At 36.0% G+C, this 26,073-nt stretch carries 20 protein-coding genes; 8 read left to right on the top strand and 12 right to left on the bottom strand.

Translation table 11 applies throughout. The annotated features are described in order from the left end of the window. Positions 1–45: 45 nt before the first annotated feature. Positions 46–1,503, top strand: a complete 1,458-nt coding sequence (locus tag AAGF08_RS13015) for a Gfo/Idh/MocA family oxidoreductase (protein ID WP_343511648.1) — start codon at positions 46–48, stop codon at positions 1,501–1,503. Positions 1,504–1,578: 75 nt separating this feature from the next. On the opposite strand, the gene AAGF08_RS13010 is transcribed toward AAGF08_RS13015, so the two are convergent. From AAGF08_RS13010 to AAGF08_RS12985, 6 genes are all read right to left on the bottom strand, one after another. Further along, positions 1,579–3,237, bottom strand: a complete 1,659-nt coding sequence (locus tag AAGF08_RS13010; RefSeq protein WP_343511647.1) for an OmpA family protein — start codon at positions 3,235–3,237, stop codon at positions 1,579–1,581. 2 nt (positions 3,238–3,239) lie between these two features. Further along, entirely contained in the window at positions 3,240–4,211 is a 972-nt protein-coding gene (locus tag AAGF08_RS13005; RefSeq protein ID WP_343511646.1) for a deoxyhypusine synthase family protein, read from the bottom strand. Positions 4,212–4,306: 95 nt separating this feature from the next. Continuing rightward, a complete protein-coding gene (locus tag AAGF08_RS13000) occupies positions 4,307–4,906 on the bottom strand; it encodes an OmpH family outer membrane protein (protein ID WP_343511645.1) in 600 nt (199 codons plus the stop codon). Between the two features lie 98 nt (positions 4,907–5,004). Continuing rightward, positions 5,005–5,907: a histone deacetylase gene (locus AAGF08_RS12995; protein WP_343511644.1), complete on the bottom strand. Its 903-nt coding sequence runs from the start codon at positions 5,905–5,907 to the stop codon at positions 5,005–5,007. 69 nt (positions 5,908–5,976) lie between these two features. Continuing rightward, complete coding sequence (locus AAGF08_RS12990; RefSeq protein ID WP_343511643.1) at positions 5,977–6,534, bottom strand: hypothetical protein; 558 nt, start codon at positions 6,532–6,534, stop codon at positions 5,977–5,979. A 323-nt stretch (positions 6,535–6,857) separates the two neighbouring features. Beyond that, positions 6,858–7,223 (bottom strand): phage holin family protein, encoded by a 366-nt coding sequence (locus AAGF08_RS12985; protein WP_343511641.1) that lies wholly within the window; start codon positions 7,221–7,223, stop codon positions 6,858–6,860. A gap of 141 nt (positions 7,224–7,364) precedes the next feature. Here AAGF08_RS12985 and AAGF08_RS12980 point away from each other — a divergent pair, with 141 nt between their 5' ends. Beyond that, positions 7,365–8,114 (top strand): acyl-CoA desaturase, encoded by a 750-nt coding sequence (locus AAGF08_RS12980; protein WP_343511639.1) that lies wholly within the window; start codon positions 7,365–7,367, stop codon positions 8,112–8,114. Between the two features lie 168 nt (positions 8,115–8,282). Beyond that, the gene (locus AAGF08_RS12975; protein ID WP_343511638.1) at positions 8,283–8,612 is read left to right on the top strand and encodes a BlaI/MecI/CopY family transcriptional regulator; all 330 of its coding nucleotides are present in this window, start codon (positions 8,283–8,285) and stop codon (positions 8,610–8,612) included. A gap of 76 nt (positions 8,613–8,688) precedes the next feature. Here the strand turns inward: AAGF08_RS12975 and AAGF08_RS12970 are convergent, their stop codons facing one another. After that, on the bottom strand, positions 8,689–11,922 hold the full coding sequence (locus AAGF08_RS12970) for a S41 family peptidase (protein WP_343511637.1): 3,234 nt from the start codon (positions 11,920–11,922) through the stop codon (positions 8,689–8,691). A 188-nt stretch (positions 11,923–12,110) separates the two neighbouring features. Between AAGF08_RS12970 and tyrS the strand changes: the two genes are divergently transcribed. Further along, positions 12,111–13,403: a tyrosine--tRNA ligase gene (tyrS, locus tag AAGF08_RS12965; protein ID WP_343511636.1), complete on the top strand. Its 1,293-nt coding sequence runs from the start codon at positions 12,111–12,113 to the stop codon at positions 13,401–13,403. 146 nt (positions 13,404–13,549) lie between these two features. Further along, complete coding sequence (locus AAGF08_RS12960; protein ID WP_343511635.1) at positions 13,550–14,248, top strand: TetR/AcrR family transcriptional regulator; 699 nt, start codon at positions 13,550–13,552, stop codon at positions 14,246–14,248. Positions 14,249–14,385: 137 nt separating this feature from the next. Here AAGF08_RS12960 and AAGF08_RS12955 read toward each other — a convergent pair whose 3' ends face one another. Continuing rightward, positions 14,386–15,948: a peptide MFS transporter gene (locus AAGF08_RS12955; protein WP_343511634.1), complete on the bottom strand. Its 1,563-nt coding sequence runs from the start codon at positions 15,946–15,948 to the stop codon at positions 14,386–14,388. 326 nt (positions 15,949–16,274) lie between these two features. Between AAGF08_RS12955 and pckA the strand changes: the two genes are divergently transcribed. Further along, on the top strand, positions 16,275–17,834 hold the full coding sequence (gene pckA, locus AAGF08_RS12950) for a phosphoenolpyruvate carboxykinase (ATP) (protein ID WP_343511724.1): 1,560 nt from the start codon (positions 16,275–16,277) through the stop codon (positions 17,832–17,834). 112 nt (positions 17,835–17,946) lie between these two features. Beyond that, the gene (locus AAGF08_RS12945; RefSeq protein WP_343511633.1) at positions 17,947–18,381 is read left to right on the top strand and encodes a peptidylprolyl isomerase; all 435 of its coding nucleotides are present in this window, start codon (positions 17,947–17,949) and stop codon (positions 18,379–18,381) included. A gap of 54 nt (positions 18,382–18,435) precedes the next feature. On the opposite strand, the gene AAGF08_RS12940 is transcribed toward AAGF08_RS12945, so the two are convergent. Further along, positions 18,436–19,992: a hypothetical protein gene (locus tag AAGF08_RS12940; RefSeq protein WP_343511631.1), complete on the bottom strand. Its 1,557-nt coding sequence runs from the start codon at positions 19,990–19,992 to the stop codon at positions 18,436–18,438. Between the two features lie 146 nt (positions 19,993–20,138). On the opposite strand from AAGF08_RS12940, the gene AAGF08_RS12935 reads away from it, so the two are divergent. Continuing rightward, positions 20,139–20,741, top strand: a complete 603-nt coding sequence (locus AAGF08_RS12935) for a hypothetical protein (RefSeq protein ID WP_343511629.1) — start codon at positions 20,139–20,141, stop codon at positions 20,739–20,741. Positions 20,742–20,747: 6 nt separating this feature from the next. On the opposite strand, the gene AAGF08_RS12930 is transcribed toward AAGF08_RS12935, so the two are convergent. The 3 genes from AAGF08_RS12930 to AAGF08_RS12920 form a co-directional block, all read right to left on the bottom strand. Beyond that, positions 20,748–21,449 carry an RNA methyltransferase gene (locus AAGF08_RS12930; protein WP_343511626.1) on the bottom strand — a complete coding sequence of 234 codons (702 nt, stop codon included), beginning with the start codon at positions 21,447–21,449 and terminating at the stop codon, positions 20,748–20,750. 11 nt (positions 21,450–21,460) lie between these two features. Further along, positions 21,461–24,070 (bottom strand): DNA gyrase/topoisomerase IV subunit A, encoded by a 2,610-nt coding sequence (locus AAGF08_RS12925; protein WP_343511624.1) that lies wholly within the window; start codon positions 24,068–24,070, stop codon positions 21,461–21,463. A 104-nt stretch (positions 24,071–24,174) separates the two neighbouring features. Further along, on the bottom strand, positions 24,175–26,070 hold the full coding sequence (locus tag AAGF08_RS12920; protein ID WP_343511623.1) for a DNA topoisomerase IV subunit B: 1,896 nt from the start codon (positions 26,068–26,070) through the stop codon (positions 24,175–24,177). Positions 26,071–26,073: the final 3 nt, after the last annotated feature.

The raw sequence follows: 26,073 nt of genomic DNA, 5'->3' as shown, positions 1-26,073 counted from the left end.
AAGCATTTTCTAATTTAAGGTTCCTTACAAATAACCTGAAATAAAATGAAAAAATCAGATCCCAACTCCACCAATTCCCGAAGAGATTTTATAAAAACTTCTACCACTGCCTTAGCGGGTTTTTATATTGTTCCTAGACATGTCTTGGGAGGTACAGGTTTTATTGCTCCTAGTGATAAGTTAAGAGTTGCTAGTGTAGGTGTCGGCGGAATGGGGAGCGGTGACGTCAGAGGTATTTTTTCTACAGGGAAAGTAGATATGATTGCACTTTGTGATGTAGATGACACTAGAGCGAAGCAAAGTCGGGATGCGCATCCAAAAGCAGCTTATTACAAGGATTATAGGGAAATGCTTGAAAAGGAAGAGGGCAATATAGATGCTGTCTCTGTTTCAACACCTGATCATATGCATGCAGTGATTGCAATGATGGCTATGAAAATGGGAAAACATGTTTATGTCCAAAAGCCTTTATCTCATGATATTTACGAAGCAAGAATGCTAACTAAAGCTGCTGAGAAATATAAAGTAGTAACCCAAATGGGAAATCAAGGATCCTCTGGAGACGGAGTCAGAAAAATGGTAGAGTGGTACAATGCAGGACTGATTGGAGAGGCAACTAAAGTATATACTTGGACAAACAGACCTGTTTGGCCTCAAGGAATTCAATGGCCTACGGTGCCAATTGAGCCTCCAGCAGATCTCGATTGGAATCTTTGGTTAGGTACTGCACCTTACAAAGATTATGTCGGTAATTTGGTTCCATTTAACTGGCGAGGTTGGTGGGATTATGGAACAGGCGCATTAGGTGATATGGCATGTCATATTATGGAGCCACCTTTTAGAGTGCTTGGGTTAGGATATCCAAAATCCGCCGAAGCTTCTGTTGGTTCAGTTTATGTTGGGGAATTTGAAAGAGGTTATTTTCCTGAAAGCTGTCCTCCCTCATCCCATATTACGCTACGATTCGATAGACCCGGAGAAAAAGATTTGGAATTTCATTGGATGGATGGTGGAATCCAACCAACAAGACCCGAGGAACTTGAGGCAAATGAACAAATGGGTGATGGCGGAAATGGGGTTATTATAGAAGGTACTGAAGGGAAAATGATGTGTTCTACTTATGGCATAAATCCTCAACTTCTTCCTACAAGTAAAACAAAAGAAATAAATGTACCAGAAACATTATATAGGGTTCCGGGTGGAGATAGAGGCCATTATGCAAATTGGGTTGAAGCTTGTATAGCTGGTCATGGATCTAAAGAATTTGATCAATTGAGCTCTCCTTTCTCTGTTGCTGGTCCACTAACAGAATCTGTTTTAATGGGGAATTTAGCGATTAGAAGTTATGATTATCGAATAGCAAGAGAAGGGGAAGAAAGTCAATACGATTATCCGGGAAGAGGAATAAAGCTACTTTGGGATGGTGAAAATATGAAGATAACTAACTTTGAGCCAGCCAATTCATTTGTAAAAAGGGTTTACAGAGAAGGATATTCTCTTTGAATAAGAGTCAGAATGAAAAATAGCCCCATTAAGCATTTGACTTAATGGGGCTATTTTATGATTGCCCTAGTTTATTTATTGAATAACTTCTAATTCTACTCTTCGATTTTTTGATCTTCCTACCTCGGTGGCATTTGAAGCTATTGGTCTAGAGCCTCCCCAGCCGGATATTCTTAAGTTTTCAAATTCAACTCCTTTACTTACCAGAAAATCCCTTACGCTTCCTGCCCTTTCTAAAGATAGTCCCTTATTTAAACCGGGATCACCAACATTATCAGTATGCCCATTTATCCTAATTTTTACATCTGGATTATTAATTAGAAACCTAGCTATTCCAATTAGAGATTCTTCGGTATCCAGGCCTTCTAACTCTGAGGTACCTCTTTTAAAATTGACATTTTCTAAAACTAGAATACTTCCTGGTTCTAATTTTGTCAACAAAACCACGGTCTTATCACCAATTTTTAATTCGTTTATATTCAAATCTTTAGGAAAGAAACCTTCAGAACTTACTTTCACTTCATTAACTCCAATTGCTTTCAAATCTGATACGGATATAGAATCCTTATTTGGTAAGCTAACAACTTCTGAATTTTTATAAAACTCAAGATCAAAATCCAATTGTTTTTTATTTTTCGTATCGATCACCAACCAAGAAACAATAGGTTCTAAACCATCATCAACCTTATTAGAATTTTGATTCTCTAATTGGCTCAATTGAATTTCTGCTTTACCAATAGCAGTATTTGGAAATATGGGAGTAATGGATTTATTATCCCCTTTTGGCATCCCTTCCTGTATACTAGCTTTTGGAGGAAGAATGGCAGGAGGAGCCGATGAAAATTCAGTTGGAATTTCTAAGGGTACTATTGTTTCAAAGGTCATTAAATCTGCAAAGCCATCACTGTTCATGGTGCTGGACCAGACAATTTCATTTTCACTGATAAAGGTGACTGAAACTTCCGATCCTCTTGAACTAATCTGCTCCCACTTCACTGGTTTACTCCAGTCCTTCCATGATTCTCCTATTTTCTTAGCAATGAAAATGTCTTTCCCTTCAGCACCCTGATGCATATTTGAAGCGAAATAAAGAATTTGAGTTGATGGATTATAATAAGGGCTCATTTCTTGCCCCTTTGTATTGATAGCGGAGCCTAAATTAACAGGTTCTGACCAATCAATAATACCCGTTTTTTCGCTTATATATATATCTTCATTTCCATAGGATTCAGGGCCTATTCCTGATAAAAAAATTAGTTTACCACCATTTGCAACTCTTCCCAATAGTTGTCCCTGAAGATCTTCTAACCCGGAAAAGTTTACTTGTCTTAAAAAATTCCAGTCTTTTCCGAATTTTGAATATTGATACATTCCATTTCTTCCAGAGCCCTTGTGATAGACCAACAAGGTTAAAACATCTTCTAAGCCTAAGGCAAAATCATAGCCGTCTGTACTTAAATCTGCACGATGAATTGCTTCTTCCCAAATTCCCTCCTCATTCTTTTTGGTCATCCAAATATCTCCTGGATCTGTTACACCACCCAAATTATTAGGGTGAAATGCTCTTGTAAAAAGCAAAACATTATCTCCTACCCAAACAGGGTTTTGATCATCTTGTGGGCTATTCGCACCAGAAAGAGATTTTAACTCTTGCGCTTTAAGATTAATAGAAAAGGAAAAAGCAAGCAGAATTACGCCACTTGCTATCAGATATGTAGAAAATTTTATATTCATTTTTACTGACCCAATACGATAGCAAATATCAACGGGGCCACAATTGTTGCATCAGATTCAATAATATATTTTGGAGTATCTATACCCAATTTTCCCCAAGTGATTTTTTCATTTGGAACGGCACCTGAATAGGATCCATAGGAAGTTGTGGAATCTGAAATTTGGCAGAAATAACCCCAAAGCGGTACATTATCACTTTGTAAATCCTGATGAAGCATTGGAACAACGCAGATAGGAAAATCTCCCGCAATTCCTCCGCCAATTTGGAAAAATCCCACAGTACTTTCATCTGTAGCATTTTTTGTATACCAATCAGCCAAGAAGATCATGTATTGAATTCCAGTTTTAACAGTATGCACATTTTTAACATCTTGAGTAATCACATGCCCTGCAAACATATTTCCTAATGTAGAATCCTCCCAACCAGGTACGATAATTGGCAAATTCTTTTTAGCAGCCTCAAGCAACCAGCTGTCTTTCGGGTCAATTTGATAAAATTGCTCTAATTTCCCAGAGAGCAAGATCTTATAGAAAAACTCATGGGGAAAATAAGATTCACCCGCCTGATCAGCTTTTACCCATTCTTCTAAAATGACATTTTCGATTCTCCTCATTGCCTCCATTTCAGGAATACAAGTATCAGTCACTCTATTCATATGACGCTCGACTAGGTCTTGTTCCTGTGCTGGAGTCAATTCACGATAATTAGGGATTCTCTCGTAATAATTATGAGCTACAAGATTAAATACATCTTCTTCAAGATTGGCACCTGTACAAGTGATTATTTGAACCTTGTCTTGACGGATCATTTCTGCGAGTGAAATGCCTAATTCGGCAGTTGACATAGCACCAGCAAGTGTTACCATCATTTTTCCACCATTATCAAGATGAGATTTATAGCCATCAGCCGCATCTATCAAAGAAGCTGCATTGAAATGACGGTAGTTGTGTTTTAAAAATTCCGTAATTGTCATTCGATTATTATTTCATTGTGCTTCAAAATTACCCAAAATTTCAGCACAAAAAAACCCGGTTTAAACCGGGTTTCAATCTATTCTTCAGCAATTATTTATTTTACCGAATCAGTTGGGTTACTGTTATAATTTTTATTTAATCCTTCGATAACTTCATTTGTCAGATCCATGGCATCAGAAGCGTACCAAACTGCACCACCTCTTGTATAAGATAAAATCACATCCAAAGATTTTTCCTCTGCGTAATTTTTTAGGAAATCCTGAACTTGAGTATACACTTCATTGTAAAGATTTGCTTCATCAACAGAAAGTTCTTGCATTAAATTGTCTCTGTAAGTCATTAAGTTCTGTTGCTTTTTTCCCAATTCATCTTGCTTAGCTAAAGCTTGGTTTTGCGTCATAGTGTTAGCTGACTGCTGAAAATTCGCAACTTCTCTTTCAAAACCTTGAGCACGACTTTGAAGTTCGCCTTCAAATTTTTTGCCCTTTTCTGTAATTTCTTCTGACTTTTTTACAAAATAATCATACTTATTAATTACAGAATCAGTGTAAACAAATGCTACTTTCAATTCTCCAGCAGCTCCTTTTGCTGCAGTAGTTTCTCCTTCTGTAGATGTGGTCGCAGGTTGATTACATCCATAAAATAGCATTGTAGCCAATCCTAGAATACCGAACAGTTTTAATCCTTTTTTCACTTTGTTTTCATTATAGTTTACAAGGGCGCAAATATAAAGAAACTATTGATTTTGCAAGGGGCGCTTGTATTATCAAGGGTTAAAATCGGTTAAAGAATCTAAAAAAATATTTCTTGTGCTAAACGGAAAACCTGAGAATGGGCATCTATAATTTCTTTTAACTGAGGAGAATATCCACCGCCCATACAACACATGATCGGTATATTACTGGATTTTGCAAAATCCAAAACAATTTTATCTCTTTGCTTTATTCCATCTATGCTTAAGCCTAATCTTCCCAACTTATCTGTTTTCAAAACATCAACTCCAGATTGATAGAGAATGAAATCAGCAGTGAACCTTTTGACAATTTCGTTTAAGTGAAAATTCAGCAGACTTAAATATTGTTCATCTTCAATCTTATCATGAAGTCCGACATCTAAATCTGATTTCTCTTTGTGCATAGGATAATTTGACTGACCATGCATACTAAATGTGAAGACTTCTTTTTTGTTCTGAAAAATTTCTGCAGTCCCATTTCCTTGGTGAACATCAAGATCAATTATCAAGACATTGGAAGCAATTTTTTTCTCCAATAAATAATTTGCCGTAACTCCAAGATCATTTAATAAACAGAATCCCTCTCCTTTATTTGTAAATGCATGATGCGTGCCTCCTGCTATATTCATTCCAATACCAAACTCCTTTGCAAATAATGCTGCCTGAACTGAACCTGAAAGAATATTGACCTCTCTATCAATTAAACTTTTACTAAGTGGAAAGCCAGTTTTTCTTATTTCTGATTTTGAAAGCTTTAAGCTCTTAAGCTTATCCCAATATTCTTTATCATGTGTATTTATTATGTAGGATTCATCCAAATCAACTGGTTCGAAAAAATTCTCTTTTGAAGCGGTACCTTCATATTTTAATTGCTCCGGTAAAAGCAAATATTTATCCATAGGGAATCGATGGCCTTCTGGCAATGGGTGAGGATACAATGGTGACCAGGCAATCTTAAGCATAAAAAAAGCGCTTGATTTGTAACAAGCGCAAATAATTAAATGTTTTCTTAAAGTTAATTTTTCGCTACCTCAAACATCCTCCTCTTCTGACTGAAACGCATACATAGTTTCGTCAAGTTCTAAAGTATCATCATTAAATTCAGTGATAAATTTAGATATTACCTGATCATCAATAAATTCCACATTTAATGAAGCGTCCAAGCCAATTCCATAATCATGGAAGGTATCTATGTCAACAAACTCCTGAACTTTCACGGTTTCTTCCTCTTCCATCTCCATTATCATTTCAGTAATAAACCACCCAACCTCTTCTTGTTCACTTGTCAATGGTAGCATGTTTCCATTTTCATCCTCTTCATAAGAAATCCCATTAAAGTTTGGGAATTTTTTTGCAGCCTCATGTTCAGCAATTTCATAAACCTCACTAGCATGGTGTAATCTTAAAGTATACAAAGCGGCATCGTAAATGACCTCTTTCCCCTCATACATTCCTATGAAATAAAAGTTTACAAATTCATCTGAATTTTCTTCATCTGGGATGATTTTAAAAGATTTCCCTGATTTTTTCAATTCAGATCTGAGCTTCTCTATATTTTCAGGATTAAATCCCTCATTTGTAATCGACATTGGTAAAAATTTTAAAGCTTGGAAGGTGTTTTCATTGATAAACTCGTTATAATAAATAGAATATTAATATACATTCAAAATGTAACCGAATAAAATTAAATCCACAACATTGTGCAAGTTTTTATGAAAAAACTCAAGTAATCCAAAAAAATCGTAATCAAGAAAGTTAGATTTCATAATAATATCTGTGAACGGCTTTTTTAAAACTTATTAAAAAGTTGTTTTTTTCAAAAGGTTAGGAAAAGCTAGGCTGATCAATGTTATATTTATCAAGGCTAGTTCAATTCAAAAAGGGGGTTAAAACTTAAAAAAAACTTTGTTCCTCAATTATCAGAATCGAGACTATTTCCAAAAAGAGAGTTTATAATACTTAATACAACCGCAAATAAAAGAGCCCACCAAAAACCATCAATCTCGAAACCCGGAATAATTTCAGCAGCCAAAAGCAAAACAACTGCATTAATTACTAATAAAAATAATCCTAGAGTTAAGATTGTAATGGGAAGGGTCAAGAGAATTAGAATAGGTTTGATCGTTATATTTATCAAAATAACCACAGCAGCAAGCAAAAATCCTGTCATAAAAGAATCAATATGAATTCCTGGTAGTAGGAACTCAGCAATGAGAACTGAAATACCTCCAATAAGAATCTTGGTCAAAAAATTACCTGCTTTAGATGAGCTTTTCATATTACAATTTTTTAAGAACTCTAATCAATTATCTTGAAAACTGATTTTTATCATATCATGATATTAAAGTCTAGGTTTAAAAATAAACTTTTTTAGACTGGAGTGACTTATATTTGTGCATTCAATTTAAATATTCAACTAGTGATAATTATAATCTTCTTCCTTTTACATTGGTATTTCTCTTTATTTTGCCAGAGTTTTTTCCTGCATAGATATGCTGCTCATCAAATGTTTGTGATGAATAAATATTGGGAACGTTTCTTTTATATTTTTACTTGGATGTGGCAGGGCAGTTCATATTTGTCTCCTAGAGCCTATGCGATTTTGCACAGAATGCATCACGCCTATTCTGATACTCCTAAAGATCCCCATAGTCCACACCATACAGAAAATCTATTTACTATGATGTGGAAGACTAAGAACATATACAATGAATATTTTAGTTTTAGATTAACGCCAGAAGAGAGATTTTCAAAAGATATCCCTGATTGGAATAGGTTTGATAAGTTTGCAGACACCATGTATATCCGAGTGGCATGGGGGCTTTTATATGTATTGATTTATGTACTTTGTATTTCTGTATTCGATATGCCAGGAACGCATTGGTGGATGTATTTCTTGCTTCCTATACATTTTTTAATGGGACCTGTACATGGGGCGATTGTAAATTGGAGCGGCCATAAATATGGATATTCTAATTTTGACAACAATGATAAATCGAAAAATAGCCTGCTTTTGGACGTTTTAATGTTAGGTGAGTTATTCCAGAATAATCATCACAAGCTCCCAAACAGGCCTAATTTTGCAGTAAAGTGGTATGAATTTGATCCAACATATCCCATCGTGAAACTCCTTCACGCAACGAAAGTCATAAAATTAAAAACATCTTAAATCAGAAAAAGTCTAAATAAGTAGCTTTTTTTGTATTATTCTAGGTGATTTTTTTGTACTAAATAAATTTATCTTGTAGGAAAAGTAGAATTTAACTAAAGTTTCTTTGTTTTTGTGAAACTAAACGAATAATTTTCCTTCGATTTAAAACTTAACGCCTAAAATATTATGAAACCATTAACCAGAGCCGAGGAGGAGATTATGCAAATCCTTTGGGAAATCGAAAGAGGATTTGTAAAAGATATTCTTTCATCAATGACAGAACCAAAACCAGCCTACAATACTGTTTCGACTATTGTAAGAATCTTAGAGAGAAAAGGATTTGTAAGTCATAAATCTTATGGAAAAAGCCATGAATATTTTCCAATCGTTTCAAAAGATGAATATAGAACTTTCACAATCAAAAAGTTGCTCGACGGGTATTTTGACAACTCCTTTGGAAAACTTACTGAATTCTTTAAAAATGATGAGACTTTAAACACGAAAGATTATCAATAATTTAATGAATTCGATTCAAAAAAACCTAGCAATCTTTTGCTAGGTTTTTTTATTTCAAACAGCTGAAAAGCTCTTTTTAATTTACATCTTTTAGTAATTCCTCGACAGCTTTCACCAATTGCTCATCGATGCCTTGATCAATTTTTCCGGGCATATTCTTTATTTCAAACTGAGGTCTAGTTTCATTATTTTCCATCCATTCTCCCGCTTTGTTTTTAGCAGAAATCGGTACAGCTCCCCATCTGGCTCCATCAGGTAAACCTTCCCATCCTGCGAAGGAACAAGTACCGGGAGTTGGCATACCGACGGTCTTTCCTATTTCCAAATCTGTATATCCAGATGCAAAACAATGACCGTCAGAATAATTAGCTTCATTAAACATCGCTAAAGTAGGTTTTGTCCATCTTGCAGTCGGTTCATAGCCAACTTCTTTTGAGGCTGTAGCGTACGTGATAAATTTTTCTCCAGTAAAGAACATGGCCAAATCGGCTACTAAATCTCCTCCACTATTAAAACGAGTATCAACAATGACCCCTTCTTTATCATGGTATTTCCCCATCATTTCCTCATAAACATTTCGGTATGGACCGTCGCTCATTCCAGGAATATGGACATACCCTAACTTCCCATCGCTTAGGCTTTCTACTTCCTTCTGATTGTTTCTAACCCATCTTTTATAGAGTAATTGATTCTCCTCCCTAAGAGATATTGGTTTCATAGTTAATTGCTTGGAATTCCCTGAATTGGGATCAACTATTTCAAGCAAAGTAAATTCATCAACTTTTCTATTCAGAAATTTCGCAAAGTCCTGATCAGCTGATATAGTCACACCATCTATTTTTCTGATTATCATTCCTGGTTTAATTTCAAAGTCGGCTTTGTCAAGTGGTCCACCAGAGATTATTTCTTCAATTTTGATTCCATCTTCTTTATAATCATAATCCCAGAAAACCCCTAAAGATGCAGTTTGGTCTGCCATTGGAATACTTCTTGAATATCTCGCTCCAGCATGAGAGACATTTAATTCTCCAATCATTTCTGAAATCATTTCTGCAAATTCATAACTATTTCCAATGCTAGGAAGATATTTCTCATAAGCTACTTTAGCGGCTTCCCAATCCACTCCATGCATGTCTGGAGTATAAAAAATACCTTTTGTACGCAACCAAATATGTTCAAACATGTATTCTCTTTCAGCCTTTGAATCATAAGTCATTTCACCGGAAATTTTCACATTCTCTTTTTTCATTGATTCAGGGTTAATCTTGGAAATACTCCCATTTGATAATAAAAACAGATTTTTCTGGTCTTTATCCCACATCAAACTTCCGTAATTCGCATCCAAGGCAATTTCCTGTTTCGTCTCTTTGGTTCTAAGATTCGTGCTCCAAAGATTCATACCCTTTTCAAAACTCGTTAAATAATATAATTTTTCTCCGTCCTTGGAAAGTACAGCGTCTCCAAGGTTGGATGAATGTATCGTTAATCTGGCTTTTCTATCTTCAATACCATCCCAGTCAAATACGATCTTCTCAACTGTTTTATCATCTTTTTTATCAGTTTTTCCTTTTTCTTCTTCTGTATCTTTCTTCTGGGTTTTTTCAATTTCTTTCATTAAATCAAAATCCTCTTTTGACATGCTGAATTTATCCCATGCTTCTTTCTCAAAAAACAATGTGTAAACATCGTCTTGCGTACGCCCACTAGTCGCATAACTTCTCATGCCATCCTTATTGGAAAACCATAACATTTGCTTTCCATCATTAACCCATATAGCCTGGTTGTCTCCATATCCGCTATTAGTAAGGTTTCTCATTTCTTGCTTTCCAGTTGCATCAAGAAGAACCACCTCTGAATTAACCATGGTAGGTCTATAAGTAGCCAATAACCAATTACTATCCGGAGACCATGTAAAATATTGATCTCCATCTCTCATATGAAAAAGCTGCTCAGGAGTCATTAATGTCACAGTCTCTTGAGTTGATAGATCTTTCACCTTCAACGTCCTCCTACCCTCAACATAAGCGAATTTTTTTCCATCCGGAGAAAATTTTCCTACATAAGTATCTTGATCTAAAGAGATTAATGGACTTTCTTCCAAAAGGGTTGATGCAAAGAAAAATGGTTCTTCCTCCCTTACCTTCTTTGTTTGATATATACTCCATTTTCCATTTCTTTCACTTGAATAAACTACTGACTTACCATCTGGAGAAAACTCGAGGAAACTTTCTTGTTCTGGTGTGTTTGTTATTCTTTTAGTTAATGATCCATCAACTGAAGTAACAAAGACTTCGCCCCTAGCAATAAATGCGATTTCTTTTCCATTTGGAGATACAACCATTTCTCTTACTCCTCCATTGATAGAAATAAAATTATCTGAATTACTAATCGCCTGAGTTTGAATGTTGACCTCAAGCTTTTTAGGAGACTCTCCCTTCTTCATGGTATATAACTCACCATCGAAGCCAAAACTCATGAGACCAGAATTAGAAATTGTCAAAAAGCGAACTGGAAACCCATCAAAATTAGTAAGTGCTGTTGATTGAGAAGGATTGGAAACAGGCATTGAAAAGACATTAAAGCTTCCATTTTTCTCGCTCAAGTAATAGATTTCATTTTCATCGGGTGAAAATACGGGGTTTCTATCTTCACCATAAAACGAGGTAAGCATACTGTGTTTATTTGTGCTTCCATCATACATCCAGATGTCTCGCGCAATTCCTGATTGATGATGCTTTCTCCATTCATTCTCTCCCCCCTTTTTATCATGGTAGATTAACTTAGACCCATCTTTGCTGGTCTGAACGTATTCTGCGGGGATTGTCCAAACTTGGTCTACTCTTCCTGCTTTTCTTGGCACTTGATATAACTCAGGTTGCGATCCAGTGGGATATTGCCTATGCTCAGCAATATCCATCCTGGTAGCTCCAAATAGGATTTGTTGATCATCCGCACTAAAATCAAAAGGCTGCTCATCATTGGAATGAAAGGTAAGTCTAGTAGCAGGGCCTCCAACAGCGTCCATTAAAAAAATATCAAAATTCCCATATCGATCAGATGCAAATGCTATTTGCTTACCATCTTTACTCCAAACAGGCTTGTAGTCATGGGCCTCGTGAAAAGTAATCTGCTGCGCTTTTCCTCCAGCACTTGGAACCAAATAAAGATCACCTTTAAAGGTGAAAGCTATTTGAGAGCCATCAGGAGAAATTGCAGGGTATCGCATCCATTGCGGTGTGTTTTGGGCAAAAACTTGATTTCCAATTAGAATACAAAGGAATGTTGCAAGAGAGTAAATTATTGATTTCATAAATAATGAATTGTTTCCCTGAAAGTAAATAAAAAAACTTGCTCCATTTCGAAGGATAATTTGAACGGATCAAGATTTATTTAATAACTGCCTACTATTTTTTAAAAATTGCTGAAACAAATAGGTATTTTTTCCCTGCTTAAATCAGGAGCACTATATTTGCGACTTTAAAAAATCATAAGATCTAAATGAATTCATTTATAGAAGAATTGAGGTGGAGAGGGATGCTTCAGGATATGACTCCCGAAATCGAAGAACATTTGACCAAAGGAATGGCTTCAGCTTACCTTGGTTTTGATCCGACAGCAGATTCTTTGCACATCGGCCATCTTGTAGGCGTCATGACTCTTTTGCACTTTCAAAGAGCGGGGCATAAACCCTTTGCTTTAGTAGGAGGAGCAACAGGAATGATAGGAGACCCATCATTTAAATCAGCTGAAAGAAACCTGTTAAACAAGGAAACTCTTGATTACAATGTTTCTTGCATACAGTCACAGCTATCCAAATTTCTAGACTTTTCAGCCGAGACAAGCAATAAGGCGGAAATGGTAAATAATTATGACTGGATGTCTCAATTCAGCTTTTTAGAATTCATCCGTGACGTTGGCAAGCATATAACGGTGAATTATATGATGTCCAAAGATTCTGTTAAAAGAAGATTAGAGGACGGAAATGGGCTATCCTTTACTGAGTTCAGCTATCAACTAATTCAAGGTTATGATTTTTACCATTTATGGAAAAATGAGAATTGTTCGATCCAATTAGGAGGTTCAGATCAATGGGGGAATATAGTTACTGGTACTGAATTAATCAGAAGAATGGGTGGAGGTAGTGCATACGCATTGACAGTACCGCTTATTACAAAAGCTGATGGCACAAAATTCGGTAAAACTGAAGGAGGTTCAGTTTGGTTGGATTCAGAAAAAACTTCTCCTTATGCATTCTATCAGTTTTGGTTGAATGTATCAGATGAAGACGCCTCTAAATATATTAGAATCTTTACTACTTTGGATAAAGAAACTATCGAAGAACTTGAATCTCAGCATGCTGAAGCACCCCACTTGCGAACCCTTCAAAAAGAGATTGCAAAAAATGTCACAATCATGGTGCATAGCGAAGATGATTATAACATGGCAGTAAAAGCTTCCTCAATCTTATTTGGTAAGTCCTCAACAGAAGACCTAGCAGCATTAGATGAAAGAACTTTCCTTCAAGTTTTTGAAGGAGTTCCTCAGGTTCAAATTGGTAAAAAAGAATTTGAGGGTTTTGAAACTGTTCTTGATCTCTTTGGAGAAGCTTCTCAAGGAGTGATCTTTAGCTCGAAAGGCGAAGCAAGAAAAATGATCCAAGGTGGAGGTGTCAGTATAAATAAAGAAAAGATTTCAAACCCAACGAATAAAATTTCAACTGAACTTTTGCAGGACAAGTATTTATTGGTTCAGAAAGGAAAGAAAAATTATTATATCGTAGAAATCAAATAATTGAACTGTATTCAATTACTTAAAGGCCTTAAAATAATTTTTAAGGCCTTTTTTATTCTTTCTTGAAATAAAAGAAAAATCAAACACTTTTTTTTGACCCAAGTTTAATACCTTTGGTATGTCTTCCATAATTCTATTAAATACCCATGCCTAGAGAAAAAAACAATAAGGAAAAGCTAATTTTAGATTCTGCAGTCGCACTATTTACCACTAAAGGATTTCAAGCAACTCGCATGGAAGATATTGCAAGAAATTCGGGGATCAGCAAAGGGCTTACTTATTTTTATTATAAAAATAAAGAAGACCTTTTTATGGCATTAACTAAAAAAGCTTTCGATCAATTCAAAGATGAGTTTCGGGAAGTTTATAGAGCAAAGGGAAAAAATGGCCTAGAAATGCTTAGTGAATTAGCAATTCGTATCCCTGAGTTTGCAAGAAAGAACCAAGTTTATTACGATTCTATTTTGAACTTTCTGGATTTAATGAAAAAATATAATAATCCAGATACTAGATCAGAGATAAACCCACTAATTCTTAATTCCTCACATTTTGAAAAGTTATTAGAAATCCATCATGAACCTGCTAAGATTGGTGTTATGATGGTTAGCCAAGGGATTAAAGATGGTAGTATTCGTCCAGAATTACAGCCTGAAATAACTTTCTACACCGTTTGGAGTATGATTATCGGTTATGAAAAAATGCTGGGACCAATTGAGTATGAAGGAAAGGAAATAAAAATTAGTCCTTCTAATTGGCAGCCAGGATTCCAAAAACTTCTTCAAGACATGTTGAAAGGAACCATACAGGCCGTTAAACCGGTAACAGTTCAAGGCTCTCTATTCTAAATCATGAAATTTTATTTCGGAGGATTTAGTGAGTAATTTTTAAAATATTAATGTAGAGTGGTTTTTTGTCGGTTAAGATCCGTTATAAAAAAGATGGGATAGCTTGTTAGCTATCCCATCTTTTTTTAATTCCTTTATCAATGAACCTCCCCCATCATCTTTCTTATTACTGGCTTTAGTAAGAATAACAAGACAGCAGATCCAACAACTGTATAAACGATTAACATATACTGATCAGGCATCTGGGCCAAGGCCTCTTCAGAACCACCGCTTGCTTCTCCTGCAATCAATCCTGCAAAAAGATTTCCTAGAGCAACAGAAAGGAACCAAATTCCCATCATTTGTCCTCCATATCCCTTTGGTGCCAGTTTGGTTACCAGACTCAGGCCTACAGGAGATAAGCTCAGTTCTCCAAAAGTATGGAGCATGTAAGTCATAATTAGCCAAGTTGGAGCTGCAAGGTCTCCAGATGCAGCAATTTTAGCTGCGAAATACATCACGAAGAATCCAAGTCCTAAAAGCAACAATCCAAAGGTAAATTTCAAAGGTGAGCTAGGTTCTAAATTCCTTCTACCCAACCAAACCCATAGTGCTCCAAAGAATGGCGCAAAAATGATAATGAATAAGGAATTTACTGATTGGAAATAACTTGCTGGAATTTCCCACCCTAGGACTACTCGATCAGTAAAGCGTTCACCGAATAGATTTAAAGTGGACCCTGCTTGCTCAAAACCTGACCAAAACATGGCAGAGAAAAGGAATAGAATAGCAATCACCCCTACTTTATTTTTATCAGACTTATCCAATCCACCGAATGCAATCACATAACCCAAATATCCAAAAGCCACTAAGGCTATGACCGTACCGGAAGCTCCTGCAATAGCAGAAACATTAATAGGAATAAGCCCCATAAAAAGCACGACTAAAACTGCCACTAGTCCAGCTCCCATCCAGGTAAGAGATGATTTTAATTTTTTTTGCTTTTCAATTTCAGTGGGTGTTTCAACGATTGGAGGTTCACCATACTCTGCAATATTCTTAGCTGTTAGTTTGTATTGGATTAAGCCTAAAAGCATTCCGAAACCTGCAAGTCCAAACCCCAAATGCATATCGTAAGTGGCTAAAGTACCGCAAGCAATAGGTGCTATAAACCCTCCTAAATTTATCCCCATGTAAAAAATTGAAAAACCTGCATCTCTTTTTGAACTCCCTTTTGGATATAATTGACCGACAATCGAGCTGATATTTGGTTTTAGTAACCCAGTGCCTAGAACAATTAAAATTAGACCTAGAAAAAAAGTAGAGGTGTCAACCGTTGAAAGTTCAGTTTTTGGCCCATGATTACCCTCTATCAGTGCTACAACCCCTGGTACCGCCATCATAAAATGTCCAAGGGCAATAATTATTCCCCCGTACCAGACTGATTTTTTCAATCCGAAAAGCCTATCAGCTAACCATCCTCCAGGTAAAGCTAATAAGTATACTCCCATGGTATATAATCCATAGATAGCTCCAGAAGTCGTATCGTCAAAACCTAAGCCCCCATCTGCAATCGTTTTAGTCATAAAAAGAATGAGTAGCGCTCGCATTCCATAATAGCTAAATCGTTCCCACATTTCTGTAAAAAATAAGGTCATTAAACCTTTAGGATGACCAAAAATTGTAGGCCCATCAAATTCAGGAGTAAGTTGTTTTTCCAAGGATTTATTATTTGGGTGAATATTTAATTTACAATGATAACCGTTTTTGTGACTTTTTACCAAGAATCTTTATATAAGAGAGGGCTATAATTTGGAGTACTAATGAAAACTGCAAAGGATTTTAATGATCTAAATCACAAAAAAAATCGGACACCAAATATTTTTCTGATTTTTTTTCGTAATCGATTGAAAAGCCAAATTTCAACGATTTCTTTGGTTTTTTATAAAGGCTTTTTCTTAATTTTGACCTGACTTATTTCAGTTTGTAAACCCAACTTTATATGCAGAACACAGTTCTGGAAAAACTCAATAATCAGAGTACCCTTATGGAAATAAGAACCTCTGGAAATGTTTATTTAAATCTTCCTCCGGCGGCTTTAGTAGAGCATTCTTTAGCAAGAGGTGAAGGACTTCTCACTTCTACTGGTGCCTTAATGGCTGATACAGGGAAATTTACAGGTAGATCCCCAAAAGACCGATTTATCGTTTTGGATGAGAAAACGAAAGAAAGTGTCTGGTGGGGTGACATTAATATTCCTTTCGACTCAAAAAAGTTTGATCTGCTCGAGGAAAAAATGAAATATTTCCTGAGTCAAAAAGATCTTTTTGTGAGGGATGCCTATGCCGGAGCAGATGAAAATCACAGGTTAAAACTTCGTGTATTTAATACGCTTGCTTGGCATAATTTATTCTGTCATAATATGTTTTTAAGGCCCGAAAAGGAGGAATTAGAGTTTTTTGAGCCCGACTTTACTATTATTTGTGCACCAGATTTTGAAGCTAATCCTGAAATTGACGGAACAACAAACCCCAATTTTGCGATTTTGAACCTCCCTAAAAGAATGATTTTAATTGGGGGAACTGCCTATGCTGGTGAAATGAAGAAAGGTGTTTTTTCGGTATTAAACTTTATTCTTCCTCACGAAAAAGGTATTCTTTCCATGCATTGCTCGGCAAATATTGGTAAGAAGGGAGATACGGCTATATTCTTTGGACTTTCCGGAACTGGTAAAACAACACTTTCTACAGATCCCAATCGAAATTTAATTGGCGATGATGAACATGGATGGACGGATTCGAGTGTTTTCAATTTTGAGGGTGGATGCTATGCAAAAGTTGTAGACTTGACAAGGGAGAAAGAACCTGAAATATGGGATGCAATTAAATTTGGTGCTATTGTAGAAAACACAAGATTTAAACCTGGGAACAGAGAAGTGGATTATAGTAACACCCAGGTAACTCAAAATACTCGAACTGCCTACCCTATCCATTATATTCCAAATTCAAAAATCCCTTCAGTTGGAGATATTCCAAAGAATATATTCTTTTTAACTGCTGACGCTTTTGGGGTAATACCTCCTATTTCCCGATTAAATAAAAGTCAGGCAATGTATCACTTCATCTCTGGATATACTGCAAAAGTAGCTGGCACTGAAATGGGAGTTACAGAACCAAAACTTACATTTTCCGCATGTTTTGGTGCTGCATTTCTTCCTCTCCCACCAACCGAATACGCAACGCTTTTCGGTGAAAAGATGGAGAAATATGAAGTCAACGTCTGGTTAATCAATACCGGATGGACTGGTGGACCATATGGCATTGGATCGAGGATGAAGTTGTCTTATACCAGAGCAATGATTACAGCTGCGCTAAATGGTAATTTAATTGACGTAGCATACAAGAAACATCCTGTTTTTGGATTTGAAGTTCCTCAAGAATGCGATAATGTTCCTTCTGCAGTTTTAAATCCAAGATATACTTGGTCAGATCAAATTGCTTATGATGTCCAGGCCAAAAAACTTGCTGAAGCTTTCATTTCTAATTTCAAGCAATTTGAAGACTTTGCGACATCAGACATTATGGAAGGTTCTCCAAGCGTAAGATAATTTAATAGGGAGTATTACTAACTCCCTATTTTTTTCAATTATTCTACAATTAATCTTCTATTTTTACTTACCAAATTGAATCAATAAAAGGTTTACCCCTTTATCTTAAAAAATGAGAACAGCTGAAATAATTACAGAAAAAGGAACCATGAAGGTAGAATTCTATGAAAAGGATGCTCCTATCGCGGTTCAAAATTTTATCGATTTATCAAATAAAGGTTTTTATGATGGACTTACATTCCACAGAGTGATTCCAAACTTTGTAATCCAGGGAGGTTGTCCAAATGGAAATGGTACCGGGGGACCAGGTTACAAAATTAAGTGCGAATTAGATGGAGAAAATCAGTACCATGACAGAGGAGTCTTATCGATGGCCCATGCTGGAAGGAATACAGGAGGATCTCAGTTCTTCATTTGTCATAGCAGAGATAATACGGCTCATTTAGACAGAAATCATACCTGCTTTGGTAAAGTGGTGGAAGGTTTAGAAGTCATCGATGCGATACGAGCTGGAGACAAAATTGAAAAGATTACGATTTCGGAATAAGCAATAACTTAATAAATTAAATGCCCCTGCTTTTTTAATTAATCAGGGGCATTTTCATTTAAGTTCGTCCAAAATTTTCAGAACAGAACTATGGATTACAGGTGCAGTTTCTGGTCCTAAAGAATTAACTTCTCCATAAGGTCTATTTTTATTTAAATAGGTAAAAGGTGGATCAACATCCCATTGGCTTTTTGGAATTATATAACCAACCATATCGTTTGACATTCCTGCAAAGAATTTGAAGCGTCCAGGAATTTTTGTTTGAATTAAAGGAACTTCTACTGGATCAATTCCAAAATCTCCACCATCTGGACTTTCTATGCCACCATGGAGAATTTCTGGATATAATTCACCCGGTACGTGTACAAAGGTGGCTGGTCCAAGTCTCCATGCAGAAACTTCGGATCGAATATGCTTCCATTTGGTAAAGCCACGATCAAAAATCCCTAAAAATGCAGCTAAGTGAAAAAGTTTATTATCCATTTTCAATTCGATGGTTTCTGCCCGAACGGATAAATTAGCTTTAACTACCTCTTGATAAGAGGTGTCGCGAAGTGTTTCCAAAGTAACCTTGGCTAATGCCCTACCCTGAGCCAATATCTTTTCAGGTGTTTGCTCCAAAAAAATTTGTTTGGAATATGGATCCTCAATTTCCATCGAAGGATGGGTAGTCATTAAACCACCAATTGCACCATTTAGCCAAATAGCAACACCACCAATACCTTCCATTAAGATGCTGTCTTTTTCAGTAATTCCATTCTCAACCATCTCTCTCCAAGGATGTGCAAAATCTGAACTGACCTGTATATTTTCTGCCCACAGCGTTTCTGGATGGTTACCCCAATTCATTATTGTACCAAGTGTTTGGTTTGTTTCTTGATCCATCACTTGCATAATTTTTAAACCAGCATCGAAGACTTTTGGATCTCTAGTATCTCCTACCAAAGGTTTCAACTTTTCATTTTCTTCTGAAAACCGAAAAATTGCAGGTCTCAATTTGCCCATGGCTTCACTGACTGCATCTCTTATTCCTTCTTGAACTTTAATTAGATATAAAGGGTCTACTCCCCTTTTGAATTGGGATTCTCCCCACATCCCCATCAGATCCGGAGAAGAATGTACATGTGTACTGGAAATAATCACATAATCCAGCCAAGGATTTGATTCAAGGATCATTTTCCGAGTAGTTATAACCTCATCATTTCCAAATCCAATCATATCAATTACCACCAAAGCCATTTTCACATCACCGGCATCCAAGACCATTGCTCTCGCCCAAAGTGGATCGTGGATTCCCTGCGCAGCTCTTCCAGTATGAAATCCTGCTAACCAAATCCCATCAAACCTTCCATTTCCATTCTTATCAACATAAGTATCTCCATCTTCAGGATTATATCGAGCATCTCCATTTACATCTTCCCAAGTATCAGGAATTTCAGGATTGATATCTACTTTGGCAAAACCAGCCATGATCTCATTTTGAGCAGACTGAAGATTGAGATCGATCCAATATCCCTTATGTCTATCTCTAAATTGATAATTCGAATAAAGCCATAGTCCTAGAAAAAGGATAGAAATCAAACCAAATAGGACGTAAAAGAATCTTTTCATAAGTATGCATGTCAAAATCAATCCATAACAAAACACTTACTAATAGCTAGTAATTTATCTTTAAATCTGTATTAAAAAACCAATTAAATAGTATTACAAATTGTTTGGAATAGTTCTTGTAAAATGGGAAGGACAAATTTCCTATCATGACAAAATACAGCTTTTTACTTTTATTCATTTTTTTTTCGATCAATCAATTGGCAAATGCTCAGCGCTATGGAAATGCCGTTGGAATTCGATTGGGCAATAATAATATAAGCAGACAAGTAGGAATTACTTTTCAACAAAGAGTTATGGAGCGAACTAGTTTAGAAGCTATACTTCAAACGGATTTTTCAAGAAACTCAAGCCTTAGTCTTCTGCTCGAAAAACACAGACCTATTATCTCAAAAAGGTTTAATTACTATTTAGGGGCAGGAGTTTCATTCGGTAATGAGGAAAGTTTCAAGAAGAATGAAATCGATAAAGAAATTATTCAAACTTATGGTAATTCTACTGTAGGCATTGAAGGAATCGCTGGTTTGGAATTCACCATTGCTAAAACAGTCCTATCCGTTGATTATAAACCTAATTTCAACCTTTCTGGAAGAGAAGAATTTTACAGAGGGCAAGTTGGATTTTCTGTCAGAACAGTACTCACTAAAAGTAAAGAACAAAAAAAGAGGCAAAGACAACGACAAAGGGCAAAAAAAAGAAATGAAGTTGAACCTTTTGGTGAAAAAGTAAAGTCTATTTTCTCCAATAAATAATAGTATTTAACCCTCTAAAGACTCCAAAAACACTCTTTCATGAATCTCTGAGTTTTTCACTATAGATCTATACCATTTCAATTTAAGTTCTGATTTTTCTTGATCTGAAAGATAAAAACCTTTAACGTTTTCTTTATTCACGTTTTGTGTTAAATGGTGTAAAAACAAGGATGCGGCAACTGAAATATTAAAGCTTTCTGTAAAACCTAGCATGGGGACATGTGCCAATCCGTCTGCATTTTTTATTACATCCTTACTTACCCCTTCATGTTCATTTCCAAAAACAAGCGCAATTTTTTCATTCGGATTAAGTTTTTCTAAAGGAATTGAGGATGAACTGGGACTCGTGGCCAAAACCTTATATCCTTTACTTCTGAGATTGGAAAAACAATCTGTTAATCCGTAACCGTCGGCATTGTTATATTTATATAAATCAACCCATTGAGATGCACCTCGTGTTACAAATGGATTAACCTTATATTCTTTAGCCTTTTCAATTACATGCACATCTTGAATACCAAAACAGTCACAGCTTCGAAGAACTGCGCTTGCGTTATGAGGCTTAAAAATATCTTCTAATACAACTGTAAAAAAACGGGTTCTTTGAATAAGCACCTTTTCTATTACAGATTTCTTATGATCTGTAATGTACTTACCCAAATATTCTAATAACCTTTCATCTATATTTCCAGCTGACTCCTTTCCCATCCAAATTTTTATTAGAACAGGCCTAGTTGCTCTTCATCATCCTTTTTTACAGAAAGATCAATAGTCTTTCCAACTTCTATCTGCTCATCCTCATCAACTTCACTCTTTACTTTAGATGGTCCTTCTGGGTTAGCTTTTTTTGACTCAATAAGCTTGATGTCTTTGATTGTATAAGAACTCAATTTATTTCCAATTGCTTTCCAACCCTTCACATCAATCAACATGTCCAGGTCATATTCCATCACTTCTTCATCTTTTCCCTTCATAAAAACTACTGAAGCTTGTGGTTGCTTTTCAGTGGACACAACTTTTAAATAAGACTGTTTATGATCTGTAATAAAGTTGAATTTCTTGTTTAATGTCGTGGTCTCTATCTGAAATCTTTTCACGTAAAAAGTCTTTGACCCACCATCATAATAAATTGCAGAAATAATCTTATCCTGATCAAATTTTTCTATTAAAATTACATTGGCCGGATCGTATCGGTTAGTTAACTCAAAGGAAGTGAGTTCATAATCTCCGGTTTTATAAACAACCAGAATTTTATCATCACCCAAGAAATTACCAATAAGATCTCCCCTTTCATCTGTATTTAATCTTCCTACAATCGGATCGTAGTAAATATCTAATCCACCCAAAGTGGAAACACCCTCCATCTTCAACTGAATTTTTCGCACAGGATATTTAGTAAGTATATTTCCTCCTGCCCCTCTTCCTTTAATATCAATTGTTGAAAAATCAAAATCAAACACTTTAACTCTTGCTTTTGCACCTTGAGTTAAATAAACGGTTACAATTTCAGCTTCACCATTAGCATTTGCGGTCAAATACAAAGCTTTAGAACCTTTAGTCCCTTTAGTGAGATCGTATTCTTTATCCCTTGTTACAGCTAATACTTGGAATCTTTTCACCATGGCTCTCCCGGATGCACCATCTAGGTAAATAAGGTTATAAACCATCCGTTCATCACCTTTTCTAAACACAGCAACATGAAGAATGTCTTTACCCATGAAATTTTTATCCTGGATCTTAGAAACCATGCATTTACCATCCTTACGAATTACTATGATATCATCAAGGTCTGAACAATCGCAAACAAACTCATCCTTTTTCAAGCCAGAGCCAACAAATCCATCCGTTCTATTGACATATAACTTTGCATTATTTGCGGCCACAACGGTAGCTTCAATGGTATCAAATGTCCTTATTTCAGTCTTGCGTTCTCTTCCTTTACCATATTTGGTCAAAAGATTTTCATAATACTTAATGGCATAATCCGTCAAATGACGAAGATTATAATTGACTTCCTTCAATTCACCTTGAAGTTTTTTCATCAATTCATCTGCCTTGAACGTATCAAATTTGGAAATTCTTTTAATCCTGATTTCGGTCAATTTTAGAAGATCATCCTGAACAATTTCCCTGTAAAAATCAGGTTTATATGGTTCCAATCCCTTATCAATAGCTTCTAATACTGCTTCCCATGTAGTACATTCCTCAATATCCCGGTATATTCTATTTTCAATAAAAATCTTTTCAAGAGATGAAAAAAGTAACTTTTCCATCAACTCTGCTTTCCTGATCTCTAACTCCCTTTTAAGAAGGGCTTTTGTTTGCTTGGTGTTGTAGGCCAGAATTTCATTTACATTCAGGAATACTGGCTTATCTTCAATAATCACACATGCATTTGGTGAAATAGAAACTTCACAATCAGTAAATGCATATAAAGCATCAATCGTTACATCAGGAGAAACACCGGACGCCAACTGGATAGCTATTTCAACATCCTTCGCAGTGTTATCCACTACTTTTTTGATCTTTATCTTCCCTTTATCATTAGCTTTTAAGATTGAATCAATCAATGAATCTGTGGTAGTTCCATAAGGTATCTCTTTGATTAATATAGTTTTACTATCTTCTTCCTCAATCTTTGCTCTAACTTTAACTTTCCCTCCTCTTTGACCCCCATTATATTCTGAGAAGTCAGCTAATCCACCAGTAATAAAATCGGGAAGAACATTTGTGGGATTTCCTTTCAGGATTTCAATTGAGCCAGCTATTAATTCACAAAAGTTGTGAGGAAGAATTTTTGTAGAGAGTCCCACTGCGATTCCTTCTACACCTTGAGCTAAAAGCAAAGGGAATTTTACAGGAAGCGTTACAGGTTCTCTTTTTCTTCCATCATAAGATAATTGCCATTCAGTGGTTTGAGGGTTAAAAACTACATCTAAGGCAAATTTAGATAGTCTAGCTTCAATATATCGGGCAGCTGCAGCTCTATCTCCGGTCCTCACATCTCCCCAATTACCCTGTGTTTCTATTAGCAGTTCTTTTTGTCCGATATTGACAATAGCATCTCCTATGGAAGCGTCCCCATGTGGGTGATATTGCATGGATTGACCGATGATATTGGCTACTTTATTAAACCTACCATCATCCATCTCCTTCATCGCATGAAGAATTCTGCGTTGAACAGGTTTAAGACCATCTTCAATAGCAGGAACTGCACGCTCAAGAATTACATAAGAAGCATAATCTAAAAACCATTCCTTGTACATTCCTGTCACTGGGACGGAATCATGAAGGCTTTCTTCTTTTGACAAATCGTTTTCTTCACTCATGAAATAATTCCAGTTTTTAAGTAAAATTTAAGACGTTTAGGTACAGGTAAATTCTACTTGATTTCTCTTCAGAAAATAATTAAATAAAATTCTAATTAGGGATTTTAAGCCGCTTCTTCCTCTTTCACATCTTCTGTTTTGGGATCTTCCAAAGCTAAATCCTTCTCGATTTTCAAATTATCAATAATAAATGTTTGACGGGTAGGCGTATTCTTGCCCATATAAAAGCTAAGCAAATCTGCGATTTTGGTTTCTTTATTCAAGATGATGGGCTCAAGCCTAATATCTTCTCCGATAAATGTCCCAAACTCCTCCGGAGAAATCTCTCCCAAACCTTTAAATCTTGTGATTTCCGGCTTTGAACCAAGCTTATGAATTGCCTTTTGCCTTTCCTCATCAGTATAGCAATAGATGGTTTCCTTTTTATTTCTAACCCTAAACAAGGGGGTATCTAGAATAAATAAGTGACCATTCTTTACCAGATCTGGAAAAAACTGCAGAAAGTAGGTCATGATCAAAAGTCTGATGTGCATTCCATCAACATCTGCATCTGTTGCAATCACGATTTTTCTATATCGGAGATTTTCAATCCCATCTTCAATGTTCAGTGCATGCTGAAGCAAATTAAATTCCTCATTTTCATAAACCACTTTTTTGGTCATCCCATAGCAATTCAGTGGCTTTCCACGGAGTGAAAAAACTGCTTGCGTCTGCACATTTCTTGATTTGGTGATGGATCCTGATGCAGAGTCACCCTCAGTTATAAATAACATGGTGTTATTTTTCAGTTCTTCATCTGCTTTATTATCATCGTAATGCACGCGACAGTCACGAAGTTTTTTATTATGAAGATTGGCTTTTTTAGCTCTTTCATTCGCAAGCTTTTTAATGCCTGAGATCTCTTTTCTTTCTCTTTCGGATTGAAGAATCCTTTTTAGTAAAGCATCGGCAACAGCTGGATTTTTATGTAAATAATTATCAAGTTCTGTTTTGATGAAATCATTCACAAAAGTCCGAAGTGTTGGCCCATCAGGCCCAACTGATTGAGACCCTAATTTAGTTTTAGTCTGAGATTCAAAAACCGGCTCCTGAACCCTTACCGCAATTGCTGCTACCACGCTTTGTCTAATATCTGAGGCATCATAATCCTTCTTATAAAACTCGCGGACAGTCTTGACAATTGCTTCCCTAAATGCAGATAGGTGAGTTCCTCCTTGAGTCGTATATTGACCATTCACGAAGGAATAATATTCCTCTCCATATTGACCCGTATGTGTTATAGCTACCTCAATATCATTTCCTTTCAAATGAATGATAGGATAACGGATACTTTCCTCGTCTACTTTATTTGAAAGAAGATCATACAACCCTTTATCTGAGAAAAACTTTTTCCCATTAAAATTAATTGTTAATCCAGCATTTAAGTAGGCATAATTCCAAATCTGATTTTCCAGATACTCTGGTATGAAATGGTAATTTTTAAATATGCTCGCATCGGGAGAAAAAATAACCTTAGTACCATTTCTATCAGAAGATTTACCAATTGGCTGATCATTGGTCAGAATACCTTTTTCAAACTCTGCGACTTTGGTCTCCCCATCCCGATAAGCTTGTACTTTAAAGAAATCCGAAAGAGCATTGACCGCTTTGGTACCCACTCCATTCAATCCAACTGATTTTTGAAAAGCTCCGGAATCATATTTTCCACCAGTATTGATTTTAGAAACGCAATCAATCACTTTTCCCAAAGGAATTCCTCTGCCGTAATCCCTTATTTCAACTTTGTGCTCGGTAATCTTTACATCAATGGTTCTTCCATACCCCATCATATGCTCATCTATGGAGTTATCCAGAACTTCTTTTACCAATACATAAATCCCATCATCTTGAGCGCTTCCATCTCCCAGTTTCCCGATGTACATACCTGGACGTAAACGAATATGCTCCCTCCAATCAAGAGATTTAATACTATCTTCTGTATATTTTACTGGTTCTGCCATAAT

Origin of the sequence: Algoriphagus sp. SE2, assembly GCF_039563885.1 — a bacterium.
Taxonomy (GTDB): Bacteria; Bacteroidota; Bacteroidia; order Cytophagales; family Cyclobacteriaceae; genus Algoriphagus.
Note: the sequence above shows the minus strand (reverse complement) of the source record. Positions and strands in the feature narration are given on the sequence as shown.